The organism is Burkholderia stagnalis, assembly GCF_039848545.1.
GTDB classification, from domain to species: domain Bacteria; phylum Pseudomonadota; class Gammaproteobacteria; order Burkholderiales; family Burkholderiaceae; genus Burkholderia; species Burkholderia stagnalis.
On sequence record NZ_CP156686.1, the window covers coordinates 1,260,754 to 1,285,715 of the forward strand.

Below are 24,962 nucleotides of genomic sequence, written 5' to 3' on the forward strand. Positions count from 1 at the left end.
GCCGGCGCGCGCCAACCGGCGCGGCCGGTGCAACGCAATACAAAGCGATTTCCATTCGCACTTCGATTCGGCTTTGCGGCTGCGATATCACGCCGTTCCCCTGCCCGTTCCCTGCCCGCGCGCCGCAAATTTTTCTGGTTGCGCTCGCGCGATCCGGCAACGCTTGCCGGCTACACACCGTTACAAAAAACTGGCTGCTGCGCGCGGTTTTGTTCGCCTACATTGCAATCCACTTCGATGCATTCGTCGTATCCAAGAGACTTGGGGGTACCCGCGCGCGACGGCCATGACGCGCGGGACATGCACGGCAACGAGAAACAAAGCAAGGAAGTCTTGACCGATACGCTGGCGGAACCCAGCGAAGGCGGATTGCGATGACTGACGCGACGCACTGAACGGCACGGATCGACGCGATACCGGCCGCTCGCCCGTGCGCTCGCACTCCGGCGCCCTGACTATTCGCGCACGCACGCGCGCGGCGCCGGCGTGTCCGGCCACCGCAGCCGCATGTCCACCAGGAGCAGTCCATGCGACGCACTACCCTGCCTCATCCGCTCGTCACCCGCCTGTCCGCCGCCATCGCGCTCGCGCTCGCGGCGTCCGCCTACGCGGAGCCGGTGCGCGTGTCCGGCCCGAGCCCGTTCGCCGCCTGCACGATCGGCGGCCCCGGCACCGTCTACGTGAACGCCGAGGTCGAGCCGTGGCTCGCGGTGAACCCGGCGAATCAGCAGAACATGATCGGCGTGTGGCAGCAGGACCGCTGGTCGAACGGCGGCGCGCACGGGCTCGTCGCCGGCTACACGTTCGACGGCGGCGCCACCTGGGCGCAGACCACGCAGCCGTTCAGCGCCTGTGCGCCGGGCGGGCTGCCGTACGAGCGCGCGTCCGATCCGTGGGTGTCGATCGGGCCGGACGGCACCGCGTACTCGGTGTCGATCTCGTTCAACCAGTCGAACAACAGCAATGCGGTGGCGGCTTCGGTGTCGAGCGACGGCGGCCAGACGTGGAGCGGCCCGGCGCTGCTGATCGCCGACAACGAGCCCACGACGCAGTTCTTCAACGACAAGGAATCGGTCACCGCGAACCCGGTGAAGGCCGGCACCGCGTATGCGGTGTGGGACCGCCTCGAGCAGCCGAACGGCAATCCGCGCGCGAACCTGCATACGCAGGCGTTCCGCGGCCCGACGCTGTTCTCGAAGACGGTCGACGGCGGCAAGACGTGGAGCAAGGCGAGAGTCATCGTCCACGTGCCGTCGCGGCAGCAGACGATCGGCAACCAGATCGTCGTCGATCCGAAGAGCGGCACGCTCTACAACTTCTTCAACCTGATCAAGCCGCCGTTCAGCAAGGCCGCCGGCAAGGTCGCGTTCATCAAGTCGACCGACGACGGCGCGACGTGGACGCAGCCGCAGGTGATCGCCGGGTTGCAGACGGTGGGCGTGACCGATCCGATCACCGGCGAGCCGGTGCGCACCGGCGACATCATTCCGGAGCCCGCGATCGATCCCGCGTCGGGGCAGCTTTACGTGGTGTGGCAGGACAGCCGCTTCAACGGCGGCCTCTACGACGAGGTCGCACTGTCGACGTCGACCGACGGCGGCGCAACCTGGAGCGCGCCGCTGCAGGTCAACACGCCGACCGGCCGCGCGGCGTTCAACCCGTCGGTGCGCGTCAACGAAGGCGGCGCGGTGATGGTCACCCACTACGACTTCCGCGACCTGCCGGCCGGCGACACGACGACGCTGCCCACCGGCTTCTGGCGCAAGATCTCGCTCGACGGCGGCCGCACGTTCGTCGCCGAGCGGCGCGTCGGCGGGCCGTTCGACCTGAAGGTCGCGCCGAATGCGGAGGGCTTCTTCATCGGCGACTACCAGGGCCTCGACACGGGCCCGTCGTCATCGTTCCATCCGTTCTTCGTGCAGACCAACCCGAATCTCGCGAACCGCACGGACGTGTTCTTCGCGCCGTGACCGCCGTCCGGCCGCCTGAGCGGCGGCCGGCCAGACGCTCCCGATGATCCCCGCGCGCCGGCACCCGCCGGCGCCGCCCGCGTGTCAAGCGAGGAAACGCTCGACACGCCCTTCCATCCGCCTCTGACCCAGATCAACGGGCCTCACCGCACTCGTCGGATATAAGTGGACGCGTTCCGGGAAACGGGCGCGCGCATCGGCCATGCGCGCCCCGGCTCGCCCGGGATGCCCCAGCCATGGCGACGTCATGCACGTCCGCCGACCGACAACGAGGAAGACCATGCGCCACGTCGCGCTCCCCGATCCGCCGCCCGTTCGCGCGCGCGCCGCCCTTGCACGGGCCGCACGCGTGGCGATCGCGCTGGCCTGCGGCGGCCTGCTGTCGGGTTGCCTGTCGCTCGCGCCGCACTATGCGCGCCCGGCGCAGCCCGTTCCCGCTGCCTATCCCGACGTCAGCGCCGCCGAAGCGGCACCCGCGACGGCCGTGCCCGACTGGCGCACGTATTTCGCCGACGCGCGGCTGCGCGCGCTGATCGAGCAGGCGCTCGCGAACAACCGCGACCTGCGGGCGGCCGTCGCGCGGGTCGAACAGGCGCGCGCTGTCTACGGCATCCGCCGCGCGGACCAGTGGCCGTCGATCGATGCGGGCGCCGCGTACGCGCGCTTTCGCACGCCGGGCGGCCTGCTCGCGCCGTCGCCGTTCATCGGCCGGCTCTACGACGTGCAGCTCGCGGAAACGCAATGGGAGATCGATTTCTGGGGCCGCGTGCGCAACCTGAAGGACGCGGCGCGCGAACGCTATCTGGCGAGCGATGCCGCGCGCCGCGCGGTGTCGCTGAGCCTGATCACGCAGGTGGCCGACGCGTATCTGGCCGTGTGCGCGTACGACGAGCGCCTCGCGCTGACTCGCGCGACGATCGACAGCCGGCGCGAGTCGCTGCGGATCTTCCGGCGCCGCTACGACGAAGGCGCGATCTCGCGGCTGGACCTGACCCAATCGGAAATCCTGCTGCAGCAGGCGGAAGCGCTCGGCGCGCAACTGGGCCAGGCGCGCGCGAGCGCCGCGGACGCGCTGATGCTGCTGGTCGGCGCGTCGCCCGACCTGCCCGCCGCGCCGCTCACGCTCGACGACCAGGCCGTGATGCCCGCGCTCGCGCCCGGGCTGCCGTCCGCGCTGCTCGAAAACCGTCCGGACGTGATCGCGGCCGAGCACCAGCTTCGCGCGGCGCACGCGAACATCGGCGCGGCCCGCGCCGCGTTCTTCCCGCGCATCGCGCTGACGAGCGCGATCGGTTCGGGCAGCAGCGAGCTGCACAACCTGTTCTCGTCGGGCACGGGCACGTGGAGCGTGATTCCGAACCTGGCGATGCCGATCTTCGACGCCGGGCGCAATCGCGCCAATCTCGCGCTGACGAAGGCGCAGCGCGACGAAGCCGTCGCGCAGTACGAGAAGACCGTGCAAGGCGCATTCCGCGACGTGTCCGATGCGCTCGCGGCGCGCGACTGGCAGGCCGAGCAGCTGCGCGTCGAACGCGCGACGCTCGCGTCGCAGACGGAACGCGCGCGGCTCGCGAAGCTGCGCTACGACAGCGGCGCGGTGCGCTTTCTCGAAGTGCTCGACGCGCAGCGCGACCTGCTGAATGCCGAGCAGCAGCTCGTGCAGACGCGCCGCGCGCTGCTGTCGAGCCGCGTCTCGCTGTACGGCGCGCTCGGCGGCGCCCCGCTGGCCGGCGGCAACGATGCGCCGGCCGCCTCCCCTCACGATTCGACCGATTCGGGTTCCATGCAATGAAGATGCCCAACCGCCAATATCTGATCGGCTTCGGCGCGGCCGCGCTCGCCCTCGGCGCCGCCTGGTACGGCTGGACCCTCTGGCGCGACGGCCGGGCCGACGCCGGGTTCGTGAGCGGCAACGGCCGCATCGAGGCGACCGAGATCGATGTCGCGACCAAGCTGCCGGGGCGTGTCAGCGCGATGCTGGTCGACGAAGGCGATTTCGTGAAGGCGGGCCAGCCGCTCGCCAGCATGGACGTGCTGGTGCTGCATGCGCAGCTCGACGAGGCGCGCGCGAAAGAACAGCAGGCGTTGAACACGGCCGCGAGCGTCGACGCGCAGGTCGCGCAGCGCCGCAGCGACAAGGCGGCGGCCGAGGCCGCCGTCGTGCAGCGCGAAAGCGAGCTGGACGCCGCGCGGCGCCGGCTCGCGCGCTCCGAGACGCTGTCGCGCGAAGGCGCGTCGTCGCTGCAGGAGCTCGACGACGATCGCGCCCGCGCGCGCAGCATGGAGGCGACCGTGCGCGCCGCCCGTGCGCAGGTCGACGCGGCGCAGGCCGCGATCGACGCGACGAAGGCGCAGCTCGTCGCCGCGCACTCCGGGGTCGCGGCCGCGCAGGCGACCGTCGCGCGCGTGCAGGCGGACATCTCCGACAGCGAACTGACGTCGCCGCGCGACGGCCGCGTGCAGTATCGCGTGGCCGAGCCCGGCGAAGTGCTGCCGGCCGGCGGCAAGGTGCTCAATGTGGTCGACCTGGCCGACGTCTACATGACGTTCTTCCTGCCGGAGACCGTGGTCGGCAAGGTGCCGCTCGGCGCCGACGTGCGGATCGTGCTCGACGCCGCGCCGCAGTACGTGATCCCGGCGCGGGTGTCGTTCGTGTCGAGCACCGCGCAGTTCACGCCGAAGACGGTCGAGACGGCCAACGAACGGCAGAAGCTGATGTTCCGCGTGAAGGCGCGCATCGACCGCGACCTGCTGCAGCGCCATCTCCGGCTCGTGAAGACCGGGCTGCCGGGCGTCGCATGGCTGAAGGTCGATGCGCACGCGCGCTGGCCGGACACGCTCGCGGTGAAGGTGCCGCAGTGACGCCCGGGCAGGAAGCCACCGGCCTGGTCGAGCGCGCGCCGATGCCGGCTGGCGGTGCCGACGGCGCCGTCATCCGCGTGGCCGGCGTGTCGCTGCGTTATGGCGCGGTGTGCGCGCTCGACGCCGTGACGCTCGACGTGCCCGCCGGGCGCATGATCGGGCTGATCGGCCCGGACGGCGTCGGCAAGTCGAGCCTGCTCGCGCTCGCGTCGGGTGCGCGGGCGATCCAGCAAGGCCGCGTGACGGTGCTCGGCGGCGACATGGCGTCGGCCGCGCACCGCGATCGCGTGTGCGGCCGCATCGCGTACATGCCGCAGGGGCTCGGCAAGAACCTGTACGCGACGCTGTCGGTCGAGGAAAACCTGCAGTTCTTCGCGCGGCTGTTCGGCCACGACGCGGCCGAACGGCGGCGCCGGATCGACAGCCTGACGCGCAGCACGGGCCTCGATCCGTTCCTCGCGCGCCCGGCCGGCAAGCTGTCCGGCGGCATGAAGCAGAAGCTCGGGCTGTGCTGCGCACTGATCCACGATCCCGACCTGCTGATCCTCGACGAGCCGACCACCGGCGTCGATCCGCTCGCCCGTGCGCAGTTCTGGGAGCTGATCGGCCGGATTCGCGCGGCGCGCCCGTCGATGAGCGTGCTGGTCGCGACCGCCTACATGGACGAGGCACAGCGCTTCGACTGGCTGATCGCGATGGATGCCGGCCGCGTGCTGGCGACGGGCACGCCCGCCGAGCTGCTCGCGCGCACCGGCTGCGACCGGCTGGAATCGGCGTTCATCGCGCTGCTGCCGGACGAGCGCCGGCGCGGCTACGTGCCGGTGCGGGTGACGCCGCTGCAGGCCGACGAAGCCGCCGGCTACGCGATCGAGGCGCACGACCTGACGATGCGGTTCGGCGACTTCGTCGCGGTCGATCACGTGAGTTTCCGGATTCGGCGCGGGGAGATCTTCGGTTTCCTGGGCTCGAACGGCTGCGGCAAGTCGACGACGATGAAGATGCTGACCGGCCTGCTGCCCGCCACCGAAGGCGACGCGAAGCTGTTCGGCCGGCCCGTCGCGGCCGGCGACATCAACACGCGCCGCCGGGTCGGCTACATGTCGCAGGGCTTCTCGCTGTACGGCGAGCTGACCGTGCGGCAGAACCTCGTGCTGCATGCGCGCCTGTTCGGCGTGCCGGAGGCCGAGGTCGCCGCGCGCGTGGCCGAGATGACCGAGCGCTTCGGCCTGGCCGGCGCGCTCGACACGCTGCCCGACAGCCTGCCGCTCGGCATGCGGCAGCGGCTGTCGCTGGCGGTCGCGATGGTGCACAAGCCGGAACTGCTGATTCTCGACGAGCCCACCTCCGGCGTCGATCCGGTGGCGCGCGACAGTTTCTGGCAGTTGATGATCGAGCTGGCGCGGCGCGACCGCGTGACGATCTTCATCTCGACGCACTTCATGAACGAAGCCGAGCGCTGCGACCGCATTTCGCTGATGCACGCCGGCCGCGTGCTCGCGAGCGACGCGCCCGCCGAGCTGGTGCGGCAACGCGGCGCGGCCACGCTGGAGGACGCGTTCATCGGCTACCTGGTCGACGCGCAGCGCGCGGGCGACGGGCCGCAGGCGGCGCCGGACGATGCTCCGTGGGATGCCGGCGGGGAGGCCGGCGCGCCGCCGTCCGCCGCCGCCGCCCGGCCCGCGCCGCGCTTCAGTCTCGCGCGCGCCGGCAGCTACATGTGGCGCGAAATCCTGGAGCTGCGCCGCGACCCGGTGCGCGCGACGCTCGCGCTGCTCGGCTCGCTCGTGCTGATGTGCGTGATCAGCATCGGCATCAGCCTCGACGTCGACAACCTCACGTTCGCGGTGCTGGACCGCGACCAGACGATCCTGAGCCAGGGCTATGCGCAGAACATCGCCGGTTCGCGCTATTTCGTGCAGCGCGACGCGCTGACGGGCTACGACGACCTCGACCGGCGCATGCGCCGCGGGCAGTTGTCGCTCGCGATCGAGATCCCGCCCGATTTCGCGCGGGACGTCGCACGCGGCCGGCGCGTGCAGATCGGCATGTGGATCGACGGCGCGATGCCGCTGCGCGCGGAGACGATCCGGGGCTACGTGGCCGGCATGCACGAGAACTGGCTGCGCGACGAGGCGAAACGCCGGCTCGGCGCGTCGCTCGCGACGCCGGTCGACATCGCCGTGCGCTATCGCTACAACCCCGATGTGAGGAGCCTGCCCGCGATGATCCCGGCCATCATGCCGATGCTGCTGCTGATGCTGCCGGCGATGCTGACCGCGCTCGCCGTCGTGCGCGAGCGCGAGCTCGGCTCGATCGTCAACCTGTACGTGACGCCCGTCACGCGCACCGAATTCCTGATCGGCAAGCAGGCGCCGTACATCGTGCTCGCAATGCTGAACTTCCTGCTGATGGTCGTGCTCGCGGATCTCGCGTTCGGCGTGCGGATCAAGGGCAGCTTCGCGACGCTGCTGCTCGCCGTGCTGATCTTCAACGTCGTGGCGACCGGCGTCGGGCTGCTCGCGTCCACCTTCACGCGCAGCCAGATCGCCGCGATCTTCATGACGATCATCGGCACGCTGATTCCGGTCGTGCAGTTCTCGGGGCTGCTCACGCCGCTGTCGTCGCTCGAAGGCGCGGGCAAATGGATCGGCACCCTCTATCCGGCCACCTACATGCTCGCGATCAGCCGCGGCGTGTACAACAAGGGGCTCGGCCTCGCCGACCTGTGGCCGCAGTTCTGGCCGATGCTCGCGTCGGTGCCGGTCGTGCTGGCGGCCACCGTCGCGTTGCTCAGAAAGCAGGAAACCTGACCATGCAGCGTCTGCTCACGATCTACCGGCTCGGCGTCAAGGAACTGTGGAGCCTCGCGCGCGACCCGATCATGCTCGTGCTGATCGTCTACACCTTCAGCGCGTCGATCTACGCGGCCGCCACCGCACGGCCCGACACGCTGCACAAGGCGCCCGTCGCGATCGTCGACGAGGATGCGTCGCCGCTGTCGGCGCGCATCGCGTCGGCGCTCTTTCCACCGCAGTTCACGCTGCCCGCGATGGTCGACGCCGCGTCGGCCGATCGCGGCCTGGACGACGGCGACTACACGTTCGTGCTCGACATCCCGCCGAACCTCCAGCGCGACGTGCTCGCCGGACGCCCCGCGACGATCCGGCTCGACGTCGACGCGACGCGAATGAGCCAGGCGTTCACCGGCAGCGGCTACGTGCAGCAGATCGTCTCGGGCGAGATCGACACGTTCGTGCGCCGCCATCGCGGCGGCCCCGACCTGCCGGTCGATCTCGCGGTACACATGCGCTTCAATCCGAATCTCGACGAGCTCTGGTTCGGCGCGCTGATGGAAGTCATCAACAACGTGACGATGCTGTCGATGATCCTCACGGGCGCGGCGCTGATTCGCGAGCGCGAGCACGGGACGATCGAGCACCTGCTCGTGATGCCGGTCACGCCCGCCGAAATCATGCTGGCGAAGGTATGGTCGATGGGGCTCGTCGTGACGGTCGCGGCGTTCGCGTCGCTCGTGTTCGTCGTGCGCGGCGCGCTGGGGGTGCCGATCCCGGGTTCGCTCGCGCTGTTCGTCGCCGGCATGGCGCTGCACCTGTTCGCGACGACGTCGATGGGGATCTTTCTCGCGACGCTGGTGCGCAGCATGCCGCAGTTCGGGATGCTGCTGGTGCTGGTGCTGCTGCCGCTGCAGTTGCTGTCCGGCGGGCTCACGCCGCGCGAGAGCATGCCGCAGGCCGTGCAGGACATCATGCTCGCGGCGCCGACCACCCATTTCGTCGAGCTCGCGCAGCGCATCCTCTATCGCGGCGCGGGCCTCGACGCGGTGTGGCCGCAATTCGCGATCCTGCTCGTGATCGGGGGCGTGCTGTTCCTGCTGTCGCTGAAGCGGTTCCGCCTGACCATCGGCCAGATGGCGTGACGATCCGGCGGCGGACGCGGCATCGCGCGTCCGCCGCACCTGGACGTCAGCGCATCTCGGTCAGCACGATGCGCCCGTCGACCTGCCCCGCGCGCAGCTTCGCGAAGATCTCGTTGATGCTGCCGAGCCGGTCGCGGTGGATGTGCGCGCGCACGAGCCCGTCGGCCGCGAAATCGAGCGATTCCTGCAAATCGCGCCGCGTGCCGACGATCGAGCCGCGCACCGTAATGCCGTTCAGCACCGTCGAGAAGATCGGCAGCGGGAAATCGCCCGGCGGCAGCCCGTTGAGCGCGACCGTGCCGCCCCGCCGCACCATCCCGAGCGCCTGCGCGAATGCGCTTCGCGACACGGCGGTGACGAGCACGCCGTGCGCGCCGCCGATTTCCTTCTGGATGATCGCGGCCGGATCGCTGGTCGATGCGTCGATCGTCAGTTCCGCGCCGAGCTGTTTCGCGAGCGCGAGCTTGTCCTGCGCGACGTCGATCGCCGCGACGTGCAGCCCCATCGCGCGCGCGTATTGCACGGCCACGTGCCCGAGCCCGCCGATGCCGGAAATCGCGATCCACTGGCCGGGCCGCGTGTCGGTCACGCGGATCCCCTTGTAGACCGTCACGCCCGCGCACAGGATCGGCGCGATCTCGTCGAACGCGACCTGCGCCGGCAGGTGGCCGACATAGTCCGGATCGGCGAGCACGTATTCTGCGTAGCTGCCGTTCACCGAGTAGCCGGTGTTCCGCTGCTGGTGGCACAGCGTCTCCCAACCCGAGTAGCAGTGTTCGCAATGCCCGCAGGCCGTGTACAGCCAAGGCACGCCGACGCGGTCGCCCTCGCGCACGTGCGTGACGCCCGCACCGACCGCCGCGACGACGCCCACCCCTTCATGGCCGGGAATGAACGGCAGCGACGGCTTCACGGGCCAGTCGCCGTCGGCCGCGTGCAGATCGGTGTGGCAGACCCCGGACGCCTTGATGTTGACGAGGATCTGGCCGGGGCCCGGCGTCGGCACCGGCACCTCCTCGATGCGCAGCGGCTCGCCGAAGGCGTGCACCACCGCTGCTTTCATGGTCTGGGTCATGGGTCGCTCCTGTCTTGGTCGATGAGCGACCCAGTATCCGGAAGCGGGATCGGCGACGGTTGACGCGCGTCAACGCGGCCGGGATCAGTTTGGATTTTGAGATGATATAACATATCATCACGCCTGATCGGCAGCCTGCCGGTGGTCGATGCGCACGCGCGACCGCCCGCACCGAGCCGATTCCGACGGGTCATTGCGCGCCACGAATGCAACAATATATCGTATCGGAAGTGCGTGCGGCGACCCGGTTTGACGACAACCGAAACGACCACACCGATCATGCGCGACCTGCCTCGCTTACCCCTTCGCCCGCTTTCCCCGCTTTCCCTGATGCTGCTCGCGTCCTTCGCGCACGCGCAGGCCGGCGCGCCCGCCGATGCCGCGCCCGCCGCCGGCCAGCCGCTCGCCCCGATCTTCGTGACCGCCAACCCGCTCGGCGACGCGCAGCTGATCGCGCCGACCGCCCAGCTATCCGGCGATGCGCTCGTGCGCCGCCAGGCCGATTCGCTCGGCGAGACGCTGAACGGCCTGCCCGGCGTGTCGACCACCACCTACGGGCCGATGGTCGGCCGCCCGATCATCCGCGGGATGGACGGCGACCGGATCCGGCTGCTGCAGAACGGCGTCGCCGCGTACGACGCGTCGTCGCTGTCCTACGACCACGCGGTGCCGCAGGACCCGCTGACGATCGAGCGCGTCGAGATCGTGCGCGGCCCGGCCGCGCTGCTGTATGGCGGCAACGCGGTGGGCGGCGTGGTCAACACGATCGACAACCGCATCCCGCGCGAGGCGATCGAAGGCGTGACGGGCGCCCTCGATGCGCGCTACGGTGGCGCAAACGCGGTGCGTGCGGGCGCCGCGCAGGTCGAGGGCGGCAACGGCCGCTTCGCGTTCCACGTCGACGCGTTCGACCGCGAGACGAGCAAGCTGCGGATTCCCGGCTACGCGCGCAGCGCCGCGCAGCGCACGCTCGACGGCCCCGATGCGCCGCAGCCTTACGGCAGCGTGCCGAACAGCGACGGCCGGGTGCACGGCGGCGCGGTCGGCGCGTCCTACACGTGGGCGGACGGCTTCACGGGGCTGTCGTACAGCGGCTCCGAATCGAACTACGGCTCGGTCGCCGAGAACGACGTGCGCCTGAAGATGCGCCAGGAGCGCCTCGCGGTCGCATCCGAGGTGCGCAACCTGAGCGGCCCGTTCTCGCAGCTGAAGTTCGATTTCGCGTACACCGACTACCGGCACAAGGAAGTCGACGACGGCACGACCGCGACGATGTTCCGCAATCGCGGCTACGAGGCGCGCATCGAGGCGCGCCACCGCAAGCTCGGGCCCTTCGAGGGCGCGCTCGGCGTGCAGTTCGGCCAGAACCGGTTCTCCGCGCTCGGCGAGGAAACGCTCGTGCCGAGCACGCGCACGACCAGCGTCGCGCTGTTCGGGCTCGAGGAATGGAAGGTCAACGACGCGCTGAAGCTGAGCGTCGGCGGGCGCTACGAGCATGTGAAGCTCCAGCCCGATCCGGCCGGCGTCGACAAATTCGCGGGCGCGCAGCCGCGCGACTTCAACGCGGGCAGCGTGTCGGCCGGCGCGCTGTTCTCGCTCACCCCGGTGTGGTCGGTCGCGGCGAACGTCGCGTACACCGAGCGCGCGCCGACCTTCTACGAGCTGTATTCGAACGGCCCGCACGACGCGACCGGCCAGTTCCTGATCGGCAACCCGAATGCGTCGAAGGAAAAGGCGGTGTCGACCGACCTGTCGCTGCGCTACGCGAGCGGGCCGAACCGCGGCAGCGTCGGCGTGTTCTACAACCGCTTCGCGAACTACCTGACCGAGTACAACACGGGCCGCGTCGTCGACGACGACGGCGAGCCGGTCGCGCGCGGCACCGACGGCGCGCTGGCCGAGGCCGTCTACCGCGGCGTGCGCGCGGAGTTCTACGGCGTCGAGCTCGACGGCAAGTGGCGCGTGTTCGCGCGGCGCGGCCACACGGTCGACGTCGAGCTGGGCGCCGACTACACGCATGCGCGCAACGTCGACACGGGCCAGCCGCTGCCGCGCATCGCGCCGCTGCGCGCGACGCTCGCGGCCGATTACGGCTACGGCCCGTTCGGCGCGCGCGCGCAGGTCACGCATGCATGGGCGCAGCACCGCGTGCCGGACAACGACCTGCCGACCGACGGCTACACGTCGCTCGGCGTGATGCTGACCTACAAGTTCCGGATGGGTGCGACGCGCTGGCTCGCGTATCTGCGCGGCGACAACCTGACGAACCAGGACATCCGCTACGCGAGCTCGGTGGTGCGCGGGTTCGCGCCGCAAGGCGGCCGCAGCGTGCTGGCCGGCGTACGCACGACTTTCTGACGCAGCGGTGCGCGGCCCTGCCCGATCCGGTCCGGGCGGGGCCGCAAATGCATCCCGCAAATATCAGACGAATAATGCGAAATTTACTGGTGATTTTTTAATTCGAACCGATGCCATTGAATCATCTGTAAAACATTATGTCGATTATTCGAATATGAACGCTTGAATCACGAATGATCGATCCCCATTCGAAAATTGGCAGATGCCCCCCAAAAGGTGAGGCATATCAATGGCTTGCCGGACGAAATGCTGCGGGAAAACCAGCGGAAAATCAGGGTTTTGGAAGGGTAAAGATTTATCCGGTAAACCCGTTAAAGCCGGCACGACCCGAATTGCCGGTCGAATAATCATTCCACCGCCGTCCATTCGTCCAAGAGGCCTACCGTGAAAATCGCCAGAATAAGCATCAAGACAAAACTGCTTGGCGGCTTCGGCCTGCTCGCCGCGATCGTCCTGATCGTGTCGGGCATGGCACTCAACGCGTTGTCCGATACCAACAACGAGTTTTCGCGGTACATGAACGGCGTGAACGCGCGGGCGGCCCTCTCCGCGCAGGTCCGCACTGCGGTCGACCAGCGTGCGATCGCGGCGCGCAACCTCGTGCTGGTGACGAAGCCGGACGACGTCGCGCTCGAGCTGGCCGAGGTGCAGCGCGCGCACAAGGAGGTGCAGGACCGGCTCGGCAAGCTGAAGGACATGATGGCGAACGCGACCGACACGACCGACCGCGCGCGCGAGATGATCGCCGAGATCGCGCGCATCGAAGCGAGCTACGGCCCGGTCGCGCTCAACATCGTGGGCCTCGCGCAGAGCGGCCGCCGCGACGAGGCGATCGCGGAAATGAACCAGCACTGCCGGCCGCTGCTCGCCGAACTGGTGCGCGCGACCAGCGCATACGCGGCCTACACGCACGAGCGCGAGCTCGCGATCGCGCAGGCGTTCGCGGATCGCTACGAGACCGAGCGCAACATCCTCGCGGGGATCAGCGCGATCGCAATCGCGCTCGCGGCCGTCGGCGGGCTGTGGCTGACGCGCACGATCACCGCGCCGATCGTTACGGCGGTGGGCGTCGCGCGCACGGTCGCCGACGGCGATCTCGGCAGCCGCATCGACGTGCGCGGCAACGACGAGACGCGCGACCTGCTCGACGCGCTGCAGACGATGAATGCGCGGCTGATCGACATCGTGAGCCGCGTGCGCGACGCGTCGGGCAGCATCGCCACCGCGGTCGGCGAGATCGCGTCGGGCAACCTCGACCTGAGCCAGCGCACCGAGGAGCAGGCCGCGTCGCTGCAGGAAACGGCCGCGACGATGGAGGAATTCACGTCGACGGTGCGCCTGAACGCGGAAAACGCGCAGCAGGCCAGCACGCTCGCCGCGAACGCGTCGGAGGTTGCGCAGCGCGGCAGCGACGTGGTCGGCCGCGTGGTCGACACGATGACGGAGATCGGCGACAGCTCGTCGAAGATCGCCGACATCACCGGCATCATCGAAGGCATCGCGTTCCAGACCAACATCCTCGCGCTGAACGCGGCGGTCGAGGCCGCGCGCGCGGGCGAACAGGGCCGCGGCTTCGCGGTCGTGGCGAGCGAGGTGCGCAGCCTCGCGCAGCGCTCGTCGACGGCGGCCAAGGAGATCAAGGAGCTGATCTCCGCGTCGGTGCAGACGATTCGCGACGGCTCGACGCTCGCGGGCGAAGCCGGCAAGACGATGCGCGACGTCACGCAGGCGGTCGCGCGCGTGACCGACATCATGGGTGAGATCGCAGCGGCCTCCGCCGAACAGAGCCGCGGCATCGACCAGGTGAACCTGACGATTACGCAGATGGACCAGACGACCCAGCAGAACGCGGCGCTCGTCGAGCAGGCCGCGGCGGCGTCGAAGTCGCTCGAGCAGCAGGGGCACGAGCTGGGCGAAACGGTGGCCGCGTTCCGGGTGCCGGCCGGCGAGCGCGCGCAGTTCGCCGCGTACGAGCCGGCCACCGCCGCGCACGGCGCATGGCGGCCGGCTGCCGCGTGACGTGACGACGAGACGCGCCTGCCTGCACCACGCGCGTGCGCGACCGTCACATCCGACGAACGTTCGCCGCGTACGAGCCGGCCACCGCCGCGCACGACGCATGGCGGCCGGCTGCCGCGTGATGTGACGACGAGACGCGCCTGCCTGCACCACGCGCGTGCGCGACCGTCACATCCGACGAACGCGTCCGGCGACGCACGCGAGGCTCACGTAAACGCGCATGCGCGGAAGCCCCCGCGTGCGGCGCATCCGCGCAAGCGCAATCCCCGCCGGGGTCTGCGCATATCGCGCGCCCAGGCGCGGCGCGCATCGTCATTCGTCCTACCGCGGGCGAATTGCGTTTGATCAAAAATCGATCGCGACGCGCTTCTTACAGTGTGTTGATCGCTGGAACGAAACCGCCGCCATGGACGAACAACCGGTATGCGCAGCCGTGCTCGCCGATCGCTATGCGCGCGCGGGCGAGACGACGCGCGCGGCGATTTTCCATCGGGTCGCGCATGCGCTCGCGCTCGCGGAGCCGATGACGGCACGCGCACGCGTCGAGCAGATCTTCTACCGGAACATGCAGCGCGGCGCGATCGGCGCCGGCCGCATCATGGCCAACGCGGGCGCCGGCGCGGAAGGCACGATGGTCAACTGCTTCGTGCATCCGATCGCGATGCCGGGCACGGCGTCGCTCGCCGCCGTGCATGCGGCGCTCGCGCGCGCGCTCGACGAAGCGCGCATCACGCTGCTGATGGGCGGCGGCATCGGCTACGACTTCTCCGCGCTGCCGCCGCTCGCGGCCTACGAGCGATCCGGCGCGGACACGCCCGACGTGTGCGCCGCGATCGACCGCTTCGACCTCGTGTGCCGCGCGCTGCCGTTCACGGGCCCGCGCCGCAGCGCGCAGATGGCGGTCCTGCGCTGCGACCATCCGGACGTCGCCGCGTTCGTCGAAGCGAAGCGCGGGCGGCGGCGCTGGCCGACGTTCAACCTGTCGGTGGGCGTGACCGACGCGTTCATGCAGGCCGTCGAGCACAACCTGCCGTGGACGCTGCGGCATCGCGTGCCGCCCTGCTCGCCCGCCTGCACGCAAACGGCGCTGCCCGACGGCAACTGGACCTACGCGACGCTGCCGGCGCGCGCGCTGTGGCACGTGATCGTCAACGGGGCGCGCGACAGCTCCGAGCCCGGCCTGCTGTTTCTCGACACGATCGGCGCGGCCGATTCGCTGCGCGCGCACGAGCGCATCGAGGCGACGAACCCGTGCGGCGAGCAGCCGCTGCCCGCATACGGCAGCTGCGTGCTCGGGCCGGTCGACCTGACCCGCTTCGTGCGCCACCCGTTCGGCGTCGACGGCGAGCCGCGCTTCGATTTCGCGTCGCTCGCCGAAGCCGTGCGCGTGCAGGTGCGCATGCTCGACAACGCGATCGACCTGACCGTGTGGCCGCTCGCCGAGCATGCGCGCGAAGCGCACGACAAGCGGCGCATCGGCGTCGGCGTAACGGGCCTCGCCGACGCGCTGACGATGCTGCGGCTGCGCTACGACGGCGCCGCCGCGCGCATGGTCGCGCGCGAGATCGCGCTGACGATGCGCCATCACGCGTTCTCCGCATCGGCGTCGCTCGCGGCCGAGCGCGGCGTGTTTCCCGCGTACGATGCGGCCGACTATCTCGACGGCCCGTCGCATCGCGCGCCGCTGCCGATGGCCGTGCGCGAAGTGATCGCGCGGCACGGGCTGCGCAACAGCCACCTGCTGTCGTTCGCGCCGGCGGGCAGCGTGAGCCTCGCGTTCGGCGACAACTGCTCGCACGGCATCGAGCCCCCGACCGACTGGGTCGAGCGCCGCCAGGTGCGCACCGGCGACGATCACGTGCATGCGATTCGTGCGGAGAATCACGCATACCGGCTGTTTCGTCAGCTGCATGGCGAACACGCGCCGCTGCCCGACTACTTCATGAAGGCCGCCGACGTCGCGCCGGCCGATCATGTGTCGATGCTCGCCGCGCTGCAGCCGTGTGTCGACGCGGCCATCTCGAAGACGGTCAACGTCGACCGGCGCTGCTCGCTCGCGCAAGTCGACGCGCTGTTCTTCGCCGCATGGCGCGAACGCCTGAAAGGCATCACGATCTTTCGCCCCGATCCGGCGTTCGCGTCCGTCGTCTTCAACGGTGCGTTCGGGCGTGCGCCGATGCAGGCAGGCTGAAGTCGGCATACGGCGCGCACGGCGAGATGCGCGGGGCCGAATCCCGCAGACTTTTAAAACCGACGAATGGCGAGTATCCTGAAAAAAGCACTCCCGGCCGGGCAACGGGTCACGTGCCTCGACACCTGCCCGGTCATTGCGGCCCCGTCTCGCGTGTCACGCGGATGGCGGCGCGTGTCGCACGCCGTGGCCGCACGATCTTCCCCCACCATTCGTCAGGAGAGCTGGTGAGCCGTCTCGTCGTCGTATCGAATCGCATCGCAGATCCACGTAAAGCCGCCGCGGGCGGTCTCGCCGTCGCAGTGCGGGACAGCCTGATGGAAACGGGCGGCGTCTGGTTCGGCTGGAGCGGCCGCCTGCGCGGCGACGACCATCAACCGTCACGCGGCAACGAGGTGCAGGTGCAGAACGTCGGCGGCATCCAGCTCGCGACGATCGATCTCGATCCGCAAGACTACGACGCGTACTACCTCGGCTATTCGAACAACGTGCTGTGGCCGGTGTTTCACTACCGGCTCGATCTCGCGCAATTCGACCGACGTTTCGCGGACGGCTATCGCCGCGTGAACCAGTTGTTCGCGCGCAAGCTGCGCACGCTGCTGCGGCCCGACGATGTCGTGTGGGTGCACGACTATCAGCTGATTCCGCTCGCCGCCGAGCTGCGCGCGATGGGCTGCACGAACCCGATCGGCTTCTTCCTGCACATCCCGATGCCGCCGCAGCCGATCATGGCGGCGATCCCGGAGCACGAATGGCTGATGCGCTCGCTGTTCGCGTACGACCTCGTCGGCTTCCAGACGGAAGGCGACCTGCTGCACTTCGAGCACTACGTCGAGGCGGAAGCCGGCGCCGCGCGCCTGCCCGACGGGCGGCTGCATGCGTTCGGCCGCACGCTGGCGGCGGGCGCGTTTCCGATCGGCATCAACGTCGACGAATTCGCGGCGCTCGCGGGCGACCGCGACGGCATCGACATGTTCGAGCGGATGCGCGACGAGTATTCGCGCCGCCAGCTGCTCGTCGGCGTCGACCGGCTCGACTACACGAAAGGCCTGCCGCAGCGCGTGCATGCGTTCCGGCAACTGCTCGAACAGTATCCGGAGAACCGCAACCGCGCGACGCTGATCCAGATCGCCGCGCCGAGCCGCGAGGATCTCGGCGCCTACGACGATCTGCGGCGCGAGATGGACAGCCTGTGCGGCGCGATCAACGGCGACTACGGCGAGCTCGAATGGATGCCGATGCGCTACATCCATCGCACCGTCGCGCGGCGCCGGCTGCCGGGCCTCTACCGCGCGAGCCGCGTCGCGCTCGTCACGCCGCTGCGCGACGGGATGAATCTGGTCGCGAAGGAATTCCTCGCCGCGCAGGACGAAGCCGATCCGGGCGTGCTCGTGCTGTCGCGCTTCGCGGGTGCGGCCGAGCAGTTGAGGGATGCGCTGCTCGTCAACCCGTACGACACGCAGGGCACCGCACAGGCGATCCAGCGCGCGCTGGCGATGCCGATCGACGAGCGCCGCCAGCGTCACGCGGCGCTGATGGCGACCGTGCGCAAGTACGACGTGCACTGGTGGCGCACGCGCTTTCTCGACGCGCTCGCCAATGCTGCGGAGGTCTCGGCCGTGCATCCGTGACGTGCATCCGTGACGTGCATCGGGCGGGCGGCACATGCCCTCGCCCGCTGCACGCTCGCAGCGCGTCACCGTCGGGAGCGAAGCTCGATCGCGCGCCAGAACGCATCGCGCCGCGCCTGCAGCGTCGACGAAATCCCGTGCGGCAGGAACGCAGGCCCCGTATCGGGCTGCACCACCGCGCCGATGTAGAGCGCCTCCCGCGCATGCGGCGGCACGTAGCGCGTGTCGCGGCTGAAGCCGAGGATGAGGCAGCCGAGATCGCGATCGTAGAAGCGGCTTCGCGACCACATGTTCAACGTCGTCAGCATCCGGCCGGGCACGGCGACCTCCTCGGTCGGCGCACCGGGCAGGTCGGTGCGGTTCCACAGCGTCTTGCGGCTGCCGTCGTCGAGCACGAGCGTGAGCGCGAGCGGAATGCTGCCGCTCGTGACGACGGCTTTCTCGACGTTGAATCGCTTGTCCGGCGCGGGCGCGGGGAAATCGACCGTGTATTTCTCGACGCCGCCCAGCGGGTCGGCGATGATGCCGGTCGCATCCGTGCGCTGCCCGCTCCACTGTTTCGGCCCCTTGCCGGCCGGATAGCGGACATTGACGACGCGCGGCGTCCGGTTGAACAGTTCGACGTCGATCGCGGAAAAGCCCGCCAGCGGCGCGCTGAACGGCGTCGCGACGCCGTTGGCCGCCCATTGCGCGCAGGTGCGATCCCAGTCGTCGGCGGTGCCGTATGCGCGGCTGTAGACGTCCTTGAACGGAAACTCCCGCGTGGCTTCCGGATGCGCAACCGGATCGAGATACACGAGCAGCACGCGGAAATCGTCGACGAGCAGCGTCAGCCTCTGCTCGAACGGCTGCCAGTAGTCGTAGATGGCCGTCCGATGCTGGCCCGGGCTCGACGGCGCGCGCTTCGCGAGTTCGGCGCGCTGCGCCGCGGCGACGCGATCGATATGCGCGAGATACGCCTGCGTCGTGCGCGTGGCCTCGTTCGCGACGTCGGCGAACGACGCGGCGCTCCAGCCCCAGTCCTTGCCGTGCAGCACGCAGTCGCGCAGCAGCGCCATGTGGAATTGCGTGAAGATCGCGAACAACGGCAGGAGCGTCCACGCATACGCCGGATTCTGGAATTCCGGGGCGGCCGCGACGAACTGCGTGTTCGTCGCGATGAACTGCATCCGGATCGTATCGCGGTCCTGCGCGGCGACCGCCTGCAGGTACAGCTTCAGCGCATCGCCGAGGCCGTTCAGCTTCGCCTGCAGCAGATTGAACACGGCGCCGTCGATCTTTTCGTCGATCATGGCTTCGACTTGACGGCGTATTTCGCCCCAGACGTCGCGCGTGGGCTCCGGCCACAGCATCGACACGATCGCGCCGAGGATGCCGCCGACTTCGGGGATCATCGACACGGCCGTGACGACCACGGTCTTCAGCTTGTCGAGCAGATCGTCGACGTCCACGCCGACGGGGGCCGCGTGGACATACGGCAGCGTCATCGCCAGCCCCGCCGCGGTGATCGTCTTGAGTAATGCGCGTCGTGTCAGCATGCCTGCGTCCGTCCTGTCTGAATATTCATCACATTCAGTAGACGAATCGCAGCGCTCAATGTTTAACGATTTTTTGTCCGACGTCACAAGCTCGTCTGCACGTCCTCGAGCACCGCGCCGTTCACGTCGCACACGTCGACCGACACCGGAATGCCGGTGCGCACGCTTTCCGTGACGACGCAATACGCATCGAACTGTTCGAGCGCGCGCGATGCATCCGCGAGTTCGGCCCACGCCTTGCCGACCGACAGCCGCACCGCCATCGCGCCCACCCGCACGCGCCCGGTTTCGTTCTGCACCATTTCGACGTCGATATGCGCGGCCACCGGCCGGCAATCCATCTGATGTTTGTCGAGCGCGAACAGCAGGCTGGCCGCGAGACAATGCGCGACCGATGCCGCCAGCAGGCGCACCGGATTCGGCCCGCTGCCCTGCCCGAGCGGCGGTGGTTCGTCGGTGAGCATCACGGGCAGGTCCGTGCCCGTGAAACGGACTTCGAAGCGGAAGCGTTCGCATTGCGCGACGTCGACCGACACACGCTCTTCGCTCATGGCGACTCCGTCGGAAGAATGGGGATGGATGCGGCGCGATCGCGCCGGGTGCCGATCGATTGTTGGCCCGGCAGCGCGCGGGTGGCAATCGGCATTTCCCGGACTTGAACCGGCGCGCCAAAGTTGGCGATCCGTCAGCGATCGGGTTTGCGTGGCGCGTCGTAGGTCATGAAGTCGTGCACGTCGGCGGTTGCGTCGCCGCGCCCGCCGGCGGGCGATGCGCCCTGCTTCGGTTGTTCCGCGCGCTGCTGCGCGGGCGCGTCGTCCGGCGGCGACGCAATCAGAGCCTGCAGCGCGTCGTGTTCGAGCACTTCGCATTCGAGCAGGCGCCGCGCGATCCGCTCGAGCGCGTCGCGATGCTCGGCGAGCGTCGCGGCCACCCGCGCATGCGCGTCGGCGAGCAGCGAGCGCACCTCGTCGTCGATCAGCTGCGCGGTGTGCTCGCTGCAGCGCCCTTCGCCGCCATGCCATGCGCCGGGAATGCCCGTGCGCGGGCCGTCGTCGAAGGTCGCGAGGCCGACGCTCTCGCTCATCCCGTATTGCGTGACCATGTGGCGCACCATCGCGGTCGCGCGTTCGAGATCGTTCTGCGCGCCGGTCGACACGTCGGCGAACACCAGCTCCTCGGCCACCCGCCCGCCGAGCAGCGCGTCGAGCCGGTCGAGCAGCTCGCTCTTGCGCAGCACGTAGCGATCCTCGGTCGGCACCTGCTGCGTGAAGCCGAGCGCCGCGACGCCGCGCGGAATGATCGACACCTTCTTCACCGGGTCGCAATGCGCGCGGCATTGCGCGACGAGCGCATGGCCGGCCTCGTGATACGCGATCGTCACCTTCTCCTGCTCGTTCATCACGCGGCTCTTGCGCTCCATGCCCGTCATCGCACGGTCGATCGCCTCGTCGAAGTCGGCCATCTCGATCGCGGGCTTGCCGAGCTCGGCCGCGTGCAGCGCGGCTTCGTTGACGACGTTCGCGAGATCCGCGCCGACGAAACCCGGCGTGCGCGACGCCAGCTCGGTGAGATCGACGCCGGCCGCGAGCTTCACCCGCTTCACGTGCACGCCGAGGATCTGCTTGCGGCCGATCTGGTCGGGCCGGTCGATCGCGATGTGCCGGTCGAAACGGCCCGGGCGCAGCAGCGCGGGGTCGAGGATTTCCGGCCGGTTGGTCGCGGCCATGATGATCACGCCGGAATTCGCCTGGAAGCCGTCCATCTCGACGAGCAGCTGGTTCAGCGTCTGCTCGCGCTCGTCGTTGCCCGACATCACGCCGACGCCGCGCACCTTGCCGAGCGCATCGAGCTCATCGACGAACACGATGCACGGCGCCTTCTGCTGCGCCTGCTCGAACAGGTCGCGCACGCGCGCGGCGCCGACGCCGACGAACATCTCGACGAACGCCGAGCCGCTGATCGAGAAGAACGGCACGGCCGCCTCGCCGGCCACCGCGCGCGCGAGCAGCGTCTTGCCGGTGCCCGGCGCGCCGACGATCAGCACGCCCTTCGGGATCTTGCCGCCGAGCCGGCTGTAGCGCTCCGGGTTGCGCAGGAACGCGACGAGCTGCTGCAGCTCGGCCTTCGCCTCGTCGATGCCGGCGATGTCGTCGAACGTGATGCCGGTTTCCTGCTGCACGTACACGCGCGCCTGGCTCTTGCCCATCCCGCTGAAGTCCTGCAGCCCGCCCTTCCTGCGCAGCATCATGTTCCAGATGAAGATGAAGGCGATCAGCGGCAGCACCCACGACGCGAGCGCGGCGAGCCAGCTCGCGTCCGGCGTGCCGTGATAGCGGACGCCGGCGGCGGTGAGCGTGTCGATCAGGTGTTCGTCGGTGACGCGGTTGGTCGTGAAGCGCCACGGCGTGCCGGCTTCCTTGACGACGGCCACCTCCGACGCCGGCAGCAGCGTGCCCGCTTCGGGCATACGCAGCGTGCCCGAGATCGACGACGGGCCGATCTCGAGATCGTCGACGAGCCTGGCGGCCACCAGCCGGTGAAAATCGCTGTACGCGATCTGGGTCGATGTCGGATGCAGCATCAGCAGCTGCACCGCGAACAGCACGAAGAAACCGATCGCGATCAGCACGCCGGGATAGTCGAACTTCTTGTCCATGGCATCGGGCCGGCCGCGCGGTTCGCTACGCTATGCGTCCGCGCGATGCCATTCGGCGCGCAGCATGCCTTCGCCGTCCGGATAGTGCAGCGTGAGCTTGCCGTGGTGCGCGCGCACCATCGCCTTGCCGAGGCGCCGCAGCAGGTGCACGCCGGTCGTGCGGATCGTCAGCGCCGCATCGCCGTCGTCGATTTCCATGATCCGTTCGAGCGGGTGCTCGCGGGTTTCGTCGTCCGCCTGGTGGTTGAGCAGCGCGAGGATGTCCGCGCGGCGGCGCGCCAGGTAGGCGCCGCTCAGGACCAGTTCGCCGGCCGGCGCGTGATCCTCGGTGCGCTTGCAGGCCGGGCACTGCTGGGCTTTCGCGTCGTCGGACGCCGCATGCCAGGTCCAGCGGCCGTCGTCGTAGGATGCGCCGCACGTGGTGCAACGGGTCGCGGTCTTGAGCCGCTTCGGCGCGTGATAGCTGTCATCGGTATGTGCGGGCGGCCGCTGGTCGCGCCGCATCGCCGACTGCACGGGAGTGGAGTTCGAGTGGTTCATCGTCGCCTCGTTTCGTCAAAGGAATGGGCGCTGGCGCGTTCGCGCGGCGACGCACCGGCCGGCGGTGGCGCGCGCCCCTGACCGACTCATTCCGCGCCGCATGCCGCGGCCTGTCCGTGCGGCCGATTCGGCTGGCCGGGTGGCGGCGGCCGGCGGCATCACCGGCACGCGCGTGCATGCAGCTCGTAAGTCCAGTCTAGTTCGCGCCCGCGCGTCGCGCGACCGGGGCGATTCGTCCGATGAAGCCTTTCAACCCCGAGCCTCGTCGCGTTATAGTCGCGTTCGTGACATTTATGTGACAAATCGGCGCACGCCGATGCACGATGCTCACGCGCGCGGCCGCCGCGCCGCCAACGATCCAACGACGCTATCCACCCGCCTATCCGAGGAGCACACGACGTGAACGACACCCCCGACCGGCCCGACGACCTTCCCGACGACCTCGACCGCCGCCGCGTGCTCGGCGGCATCGCCGCGCTCGGCGCGAGCGTCGCGCTCGCCGGCTGCGAGACGCAGCCGCTGGCCGGCGCCGCGTCGCGTTCCGCCGCCGACTTGCGGCTCGACGACGCGCTGCGCCACCATGTGCGCAACATCGTCGTGATCTACGCGGAAAACCGCAGCTTCGCGAACCTGTACGGCGATTTCCCCGGCGTGCAATACCCGCTGAGCGCGGTGCCGCCCGACCACGCACAGCAGCTCGACCGCGACGGCAAGACGCCGCTGCGCGAGCTGCCGAAGATCTGGGGCGGCCTCGTGCCACAGGCGCAGGAGATCGACGGCAAGCGCTACATGATCGGCGAGCGCGATATCCGGAACCTGCCGAACGCGCCGTTCCTGATCCGCGACGCGCAGGGCAAGCCGCTGCCGAACAACGTGATCACGCGCGACCTGTGGCACCGCTTCTACCAGAACCAGATGCAGATCAACGCGGGCCGCAACGACCAGTTCGCCGCGTGGGCGGATTCGGGCGGCCTCGTGATGGGCCACTACCGCAATTCCGCCGACACGCTGCGGCTGTGGAACCTCGCGCGGCAGTACACGCTGTGCGACAACTTCTTCATGGCGGCCTTCGGCGGCTCGTGGCTCAACCACATGTACCTGATTTCCGCGCAGGCGCCGCTGTATCCGGATGCGCACAAGCATCCGCAGGCGAAGAAGCTGCTGTCGGTGGTCGAAGGCGACGACCCGACTGGCACACGCCTAAAGGTCGCGGACGATTCGCCGGCATCCGCGCTCGACGGCCCGCCGAAGTTCGTGAGCGACGGCCCGCTGACGCCGGACGGCTATGGCGTGAACACGATGGCGCCGCCGTACCAGCCGAGCTACGTGCCGCCGCCCGAAGGCGGCAACCCCGCGTATGCGGACCCGGCCGACCATCGCGTGCTGCCGCCGCAGGGCTACGCGACGATCGGCGACCGCCTGTCGGACAAGGGCGTCGACTGGGCGTGGTACAGCGGCGCGTGGCAATACGCGCTCGAGCATCGCGACACCGGCGACGTGCCCGATTTCCAGTACCACCACCAGCCGTTCAACTACTTCGTCAAGTACGCGCCGGGCACCGAAGCGCGCCGCCGCCACCTGCGCGACGCGGGGCTCGGCGACGCGCCGTCGACCAACCGCCTGCTCGCCGACATCGACGCGGGCCGCCTGCCCGCGGTCACGTTCTACAAGCCGCAGGGCAACCTGAACATGCATGCGGGCTACGCGGACATCGCGTCGGGCGACCGCCACATCGCGACCGTGATCGAGCATATCCAGCGCGGGCCGCAGTGGGCGAACACGGTGATCATCATGACGCACGACGAGAACGGCGGCTGGTGGGATCCGGTCGCGCCGCCGCTCGGCGACCGCTGGGGCCCCGGCTCGCGGATTCCGGCGCTGGTGATCGCGCCGTTCGCGAAGAAGGGTTACGTCGACCACACGCTGTATGACACGAACTCGATCCTGCGCTTCATCAGCCGCGTGCACGGGCTGGTGCCGCTCGACGGCGTGGCGTCGCGCAACCAGGCATTCGCCGCGCGCGGCCAGACGCCGCCGGGGGATCTGACGAACGCGCTCGACATCGGTTGAGTTGGTGCGCAAGCGAAACGACGGCGAGCCTCGTGCTCGCCGTCGTTTCTTCAGGTCATGGCGTTGGCGCAGCTAGGCGGCATCCCGCAGCGCGCCGCGCTCGGCCCGCGCCGCA

The 24,962-nt window shown here is 69.5% G+C and carries 15 protein-coding genes; 10 read left to right on the plus strand and 5 right to left on the minus strand.

What is annotated here, in order from left to right:
• Window positions 1-527: 527 nt before the first annotated feature.
• From ABFO07_RS22375 to ABFO07_RS22395, 5 genes are all read left to right on the plus strand, one after another.
• Window positions 528-1,970 carry a sialidase family protein gene (locus ABFO07_RS22375; protein WP_059984064.1) on the plus strand — a complete coding sequence of 481 codons (1,443 nt, stop codon included), beginning with the start codon at window positions 528-530 and terminating at the stop codon, window positions 1,968-1,970.
• Between the two features lie 280 nt (window positions 1,971-2,250).
• Entirely contained in the window at window positions 2,251-3,762 is a 1,512-nt protein-coding gene (locus tag ABFO07_RS22380; protein WP_060027109.1) for an efflux transporter outer membrane subunit, read from the plus strand.
• On the plus strand, window positions 3,759-4,832 hold the full coding sequence (locus ABFO07_RS22385; RefSeq protein ID WP_059564392.1) for an HlyD family secretion protein: 1,074 nt from the start codon (window positions 3,759-3,761) through the stop codon (window positions 4,830-4,832). Before ABFO07_RS22380 ends, ABFO07_RS22385 begins: the two co-directional genes overlap by 4 nt.
• A gap of 41 nt (window positions 4,833-4,873) precedes the next feature.
• Window positions 4,874-7,642, plus strand: coding sequence for a ribosome-associated ATPase/putative transporter RbbA (gene rbbA, locus ABFO07_RS22390; RefSeq protein WP_347469681.1), 2,769 nt, complete (start codon window positions 4,874-4,876; stop codon window positions 7,640-7,642).
• Window positions 7,643-7,644: 2 nt separating this feature from the next.
• The gene (locus tag ABFO07_RS22395; protein ID WP_059892965.1) at window positions 7,645-8,769 is read left to right on the plus strand and encodes an ABC transporter permease; all 1,125 of its coding nucleotides are present in this window, start codon (window positions 7,645-7,647) and stop codon (window positions 8,767-8,769) included.
• A 46-nt stretch (window positions 8,770-8,815) separates the two neighbouring features.
• Here the strand turns inward: ABFO07_RS22395 and adhP are convergent, their stop codons facing one another.
• Window positions 8,816-9,844, minus strand: coding sequence for an alcohol dehydrogenase AdhP (gene adhP / locus ABFO07_RS22400; protein WP_347469585.1), 1,029 nt, complete (start codon window positions 9,842-9,844; stop codon window positions 8,816-8,818).
• Window positions 9,845-10,174: 330 nt separating this feature from the next.
• Between adhP and ABFO07_RS22405 the strand changes: the two genes are divergently transcribed.
• The 4 genes from ABFO07_RS22405 (at window position 10,175) to otsA (ending at window position 18,043) form a co-directional block, all read left to right on the plus strand.
• Window positions 10,175-12,202 (plus strand): TonB-dependent receptor, encoded by a 2,028-nt coding sequence (locus ABFO07_RS22405; protein WP_059805088.1) that lies wholly within the window; start codon window positions 10,175-10,177, stop codon window positions 12,200-12,202.
• A 384-nt stretch (window positions 12,203-12,586) separates the two neighbouring features.
• The gene (locus ABFO07_RS22410) at window positions 12,587-14,221 is read left to right on the plus strand and encodes a methyl-accepting chemotaxis protein (RefSeq protein WP_059958614.1); all 1,635 of its coding nucleotides are present in this window, start codon (window positions 12,587-12,589) and stop codon (window positions 14,219-14,221) included.
• Window positions 14,222-14,627: 406 nt separating this feature from the next.
• Window positions 14,628-16,412, plus strand: a complete 1,785-nt coding sequence (locus tag ABFO07_RS22415; protein WP_347469586.1) for an adenosylcobalamin-dependent ribonucleoside-diphosphate reductase — start codon at window positions 14,628-14,630, stop codon at window positions 16,410-16,412.
• A 227-nt stretch (window positions 16,413-16,639) separates the two neighbouring features.
• A complete protein-coding gene (gene otsA, locus ABFO07_RS22420) occupies window positions 16,640-18,043 on the plus strand; it encodes an alpha,alpha-trehalose-phosphate synthase (UDP-forming) (RefSeq protein ID WP_347469587.1) in 1,404 nt (467 codons plus the stop codon).
• A gap of 65 nt (window positions 18,044-18,108) precedes the next feature.
• On the opposite strand, the gene ABFO07_RS22425 is transcribed toward otsA, so the two are convergent.
• From ABFO07_RS22425 to ABFO07_RS22440, 4 genes are all read right to left on the minus strand, one after another.
• A complete protein-coding gene (locus ABFO07_RS22425) occupies window positions 18,109-19,581 on the minus strand; it encodes an insecticidal delta-endotoxin Cry8Ea1 family protein (protein ID WP_347469588.1) in 1,473 nt (490 codons plus the stop codon).
• A gap of 83 nt (window positions 19,582-19,664) precedes the next feature.
• On the minus strand, window positions 19,665-20,132 hold the full coding sequence (locus ABFO07_RS22430) for an OsmC family protein (RefSeq protein ID WP_059564384.1): 468 nt from the start codon (window positions 20,130-20,132) through the stop codon (window positions 19,665-19,667).
• A gap of 134 nt (window positions 20,133-20,266) precedes the next feature.
• Window positions 20,267-22,237: an ATP-dependent zinc metalloprotease FtsH gene (gene ftsH / locus ABFO07_RS22435; protein WP_347469589.1), complete on the minus strand. Its 1,971-nt coding sequence runs from the start codon at window positions 22,235-22,237 to the stop codon at window positions 20,267-20,269.
• A gap of 30 nt (window positions 22,238-22,267) precedes the next feature.
• A complete protein-coding gene (locus ABFO07_RS22440; RefSeq protein WP_059807612.1) occupies window positions 22,268-22,777 on the minus strand; it encodes a BCAM0308 family protein in 510 nt (169 codons plus the stop codon).
• Between the two features lie 399 nt (window positions 22,778-23,176).
• On the opposite strand from ABFO07_RS22440, the gene ABFO07_RS22445 reads away from it, so the two are divergent.
• Window positions 23,177-24,847, plus strand: a complete 1,671-nt coding sequence (locus tag ABFO07_RS22445; protein WP_124490535.1) for an acid phosphatase — start codon at window positions 23,177-23,179, stop codon at window positions 24,845-24,847.
• The last annotated feature ends 115 nt before the right edge of the window (window positions 24,848-24,962 follow it).

What these genes read in the sequence shown, in the direction of transcription:
- ABFO07_RS22415 (WP_347469586.1), top strand. Translation starts at nt 14,628, where the DNA reads ATGGACGAACAACCGGTATGCGCAGCCGTGCTCGCCGATCGCTATGCG.
- ABFO07_RS22440 (WP_059807612.1), bottom strand. Translation starts at nt 22,777, where the DNA reads ATGAACCACTCGAACTCCACTCCCGTGCAGTCGGCGATGCGGCGCGAC.
- adhP (WP_347469585.1), bottom strand. Translation starts at nt 9,844, where the DNA reads ATGACCCAGACCATGAAAGCAGCGGTGGTGCACGCCTTCGGCGAGCCG.
- ABFO07_RS22380 (WP_060027109.1), top strand. Translation starts at nt 2,251, where the DNA reads ATGCGCCACGTCGCGCTCCCCGATCCGCCGCCCGTTCGCGCGCGCGCC.
- ABFO07_RS22375 (WP_059984064.1), top strand. Translation starts at nt 528, where the DNA reads ATGCGACGCACTACCCTGCCTCATCCGCTCGTCACCCGCCTGTCCGCC.
- rbbA (WP_347469681.1), top strand. Translation starts at nt 4,874, where the DNA reads ATGCCGGCTGGCGGTGCCGACGGCGCCGTCATCCGCGTGGCCGGCGTG.
- ABFO07_RS22395 (WP_059892965.1), top strand. Translation starts at nt 7,645, where the DNA reads ATGCAGCGTCTGCTCACGATCTACCGGCTCGGCGTCAAGGAACTGTGG.
- ABFO07_RS22405 (WP_059805088.1), top strand. Translation starts at nt 10,175, where the DNA reads ATGCTGCTCGCGTCCTTCGCGCACGCGCAGGCCGGCGCGCCCGCCGAT.
- ABFO07_RS22385 (WP_059564392.1), top strand. Translation starts at nt 3,759, where the DNA reads ATGAAGATGCCCAACCGCCAATATCTGATCGGCTTCGGCGCGGCCGCG.
- ftsH (WP_347469589.1), bottom strand. Translation starts at nt 22,237, where the DNA reads ATGGACAAGAAGTTCGACTATCCCGGCGTGCTGATCGCGATCGGTTTC.
- ABFO07_RS22430 (WP_059564384.1), bottom strand. Translation starts at nt 20,132, where the DNA reads ATGAGCGAAGAGCGTGTGTCGGTCGACGTCGCGCAATGCGAACGCTTC.
- ABFO07_RS22425 (WP_347469588.1), bottom strand. Translation starts at nt 19,581, where the DNA reads ATGCTGACACGACGCGCATTACTCAAGACGATCACCGCGGCGGGGCTG.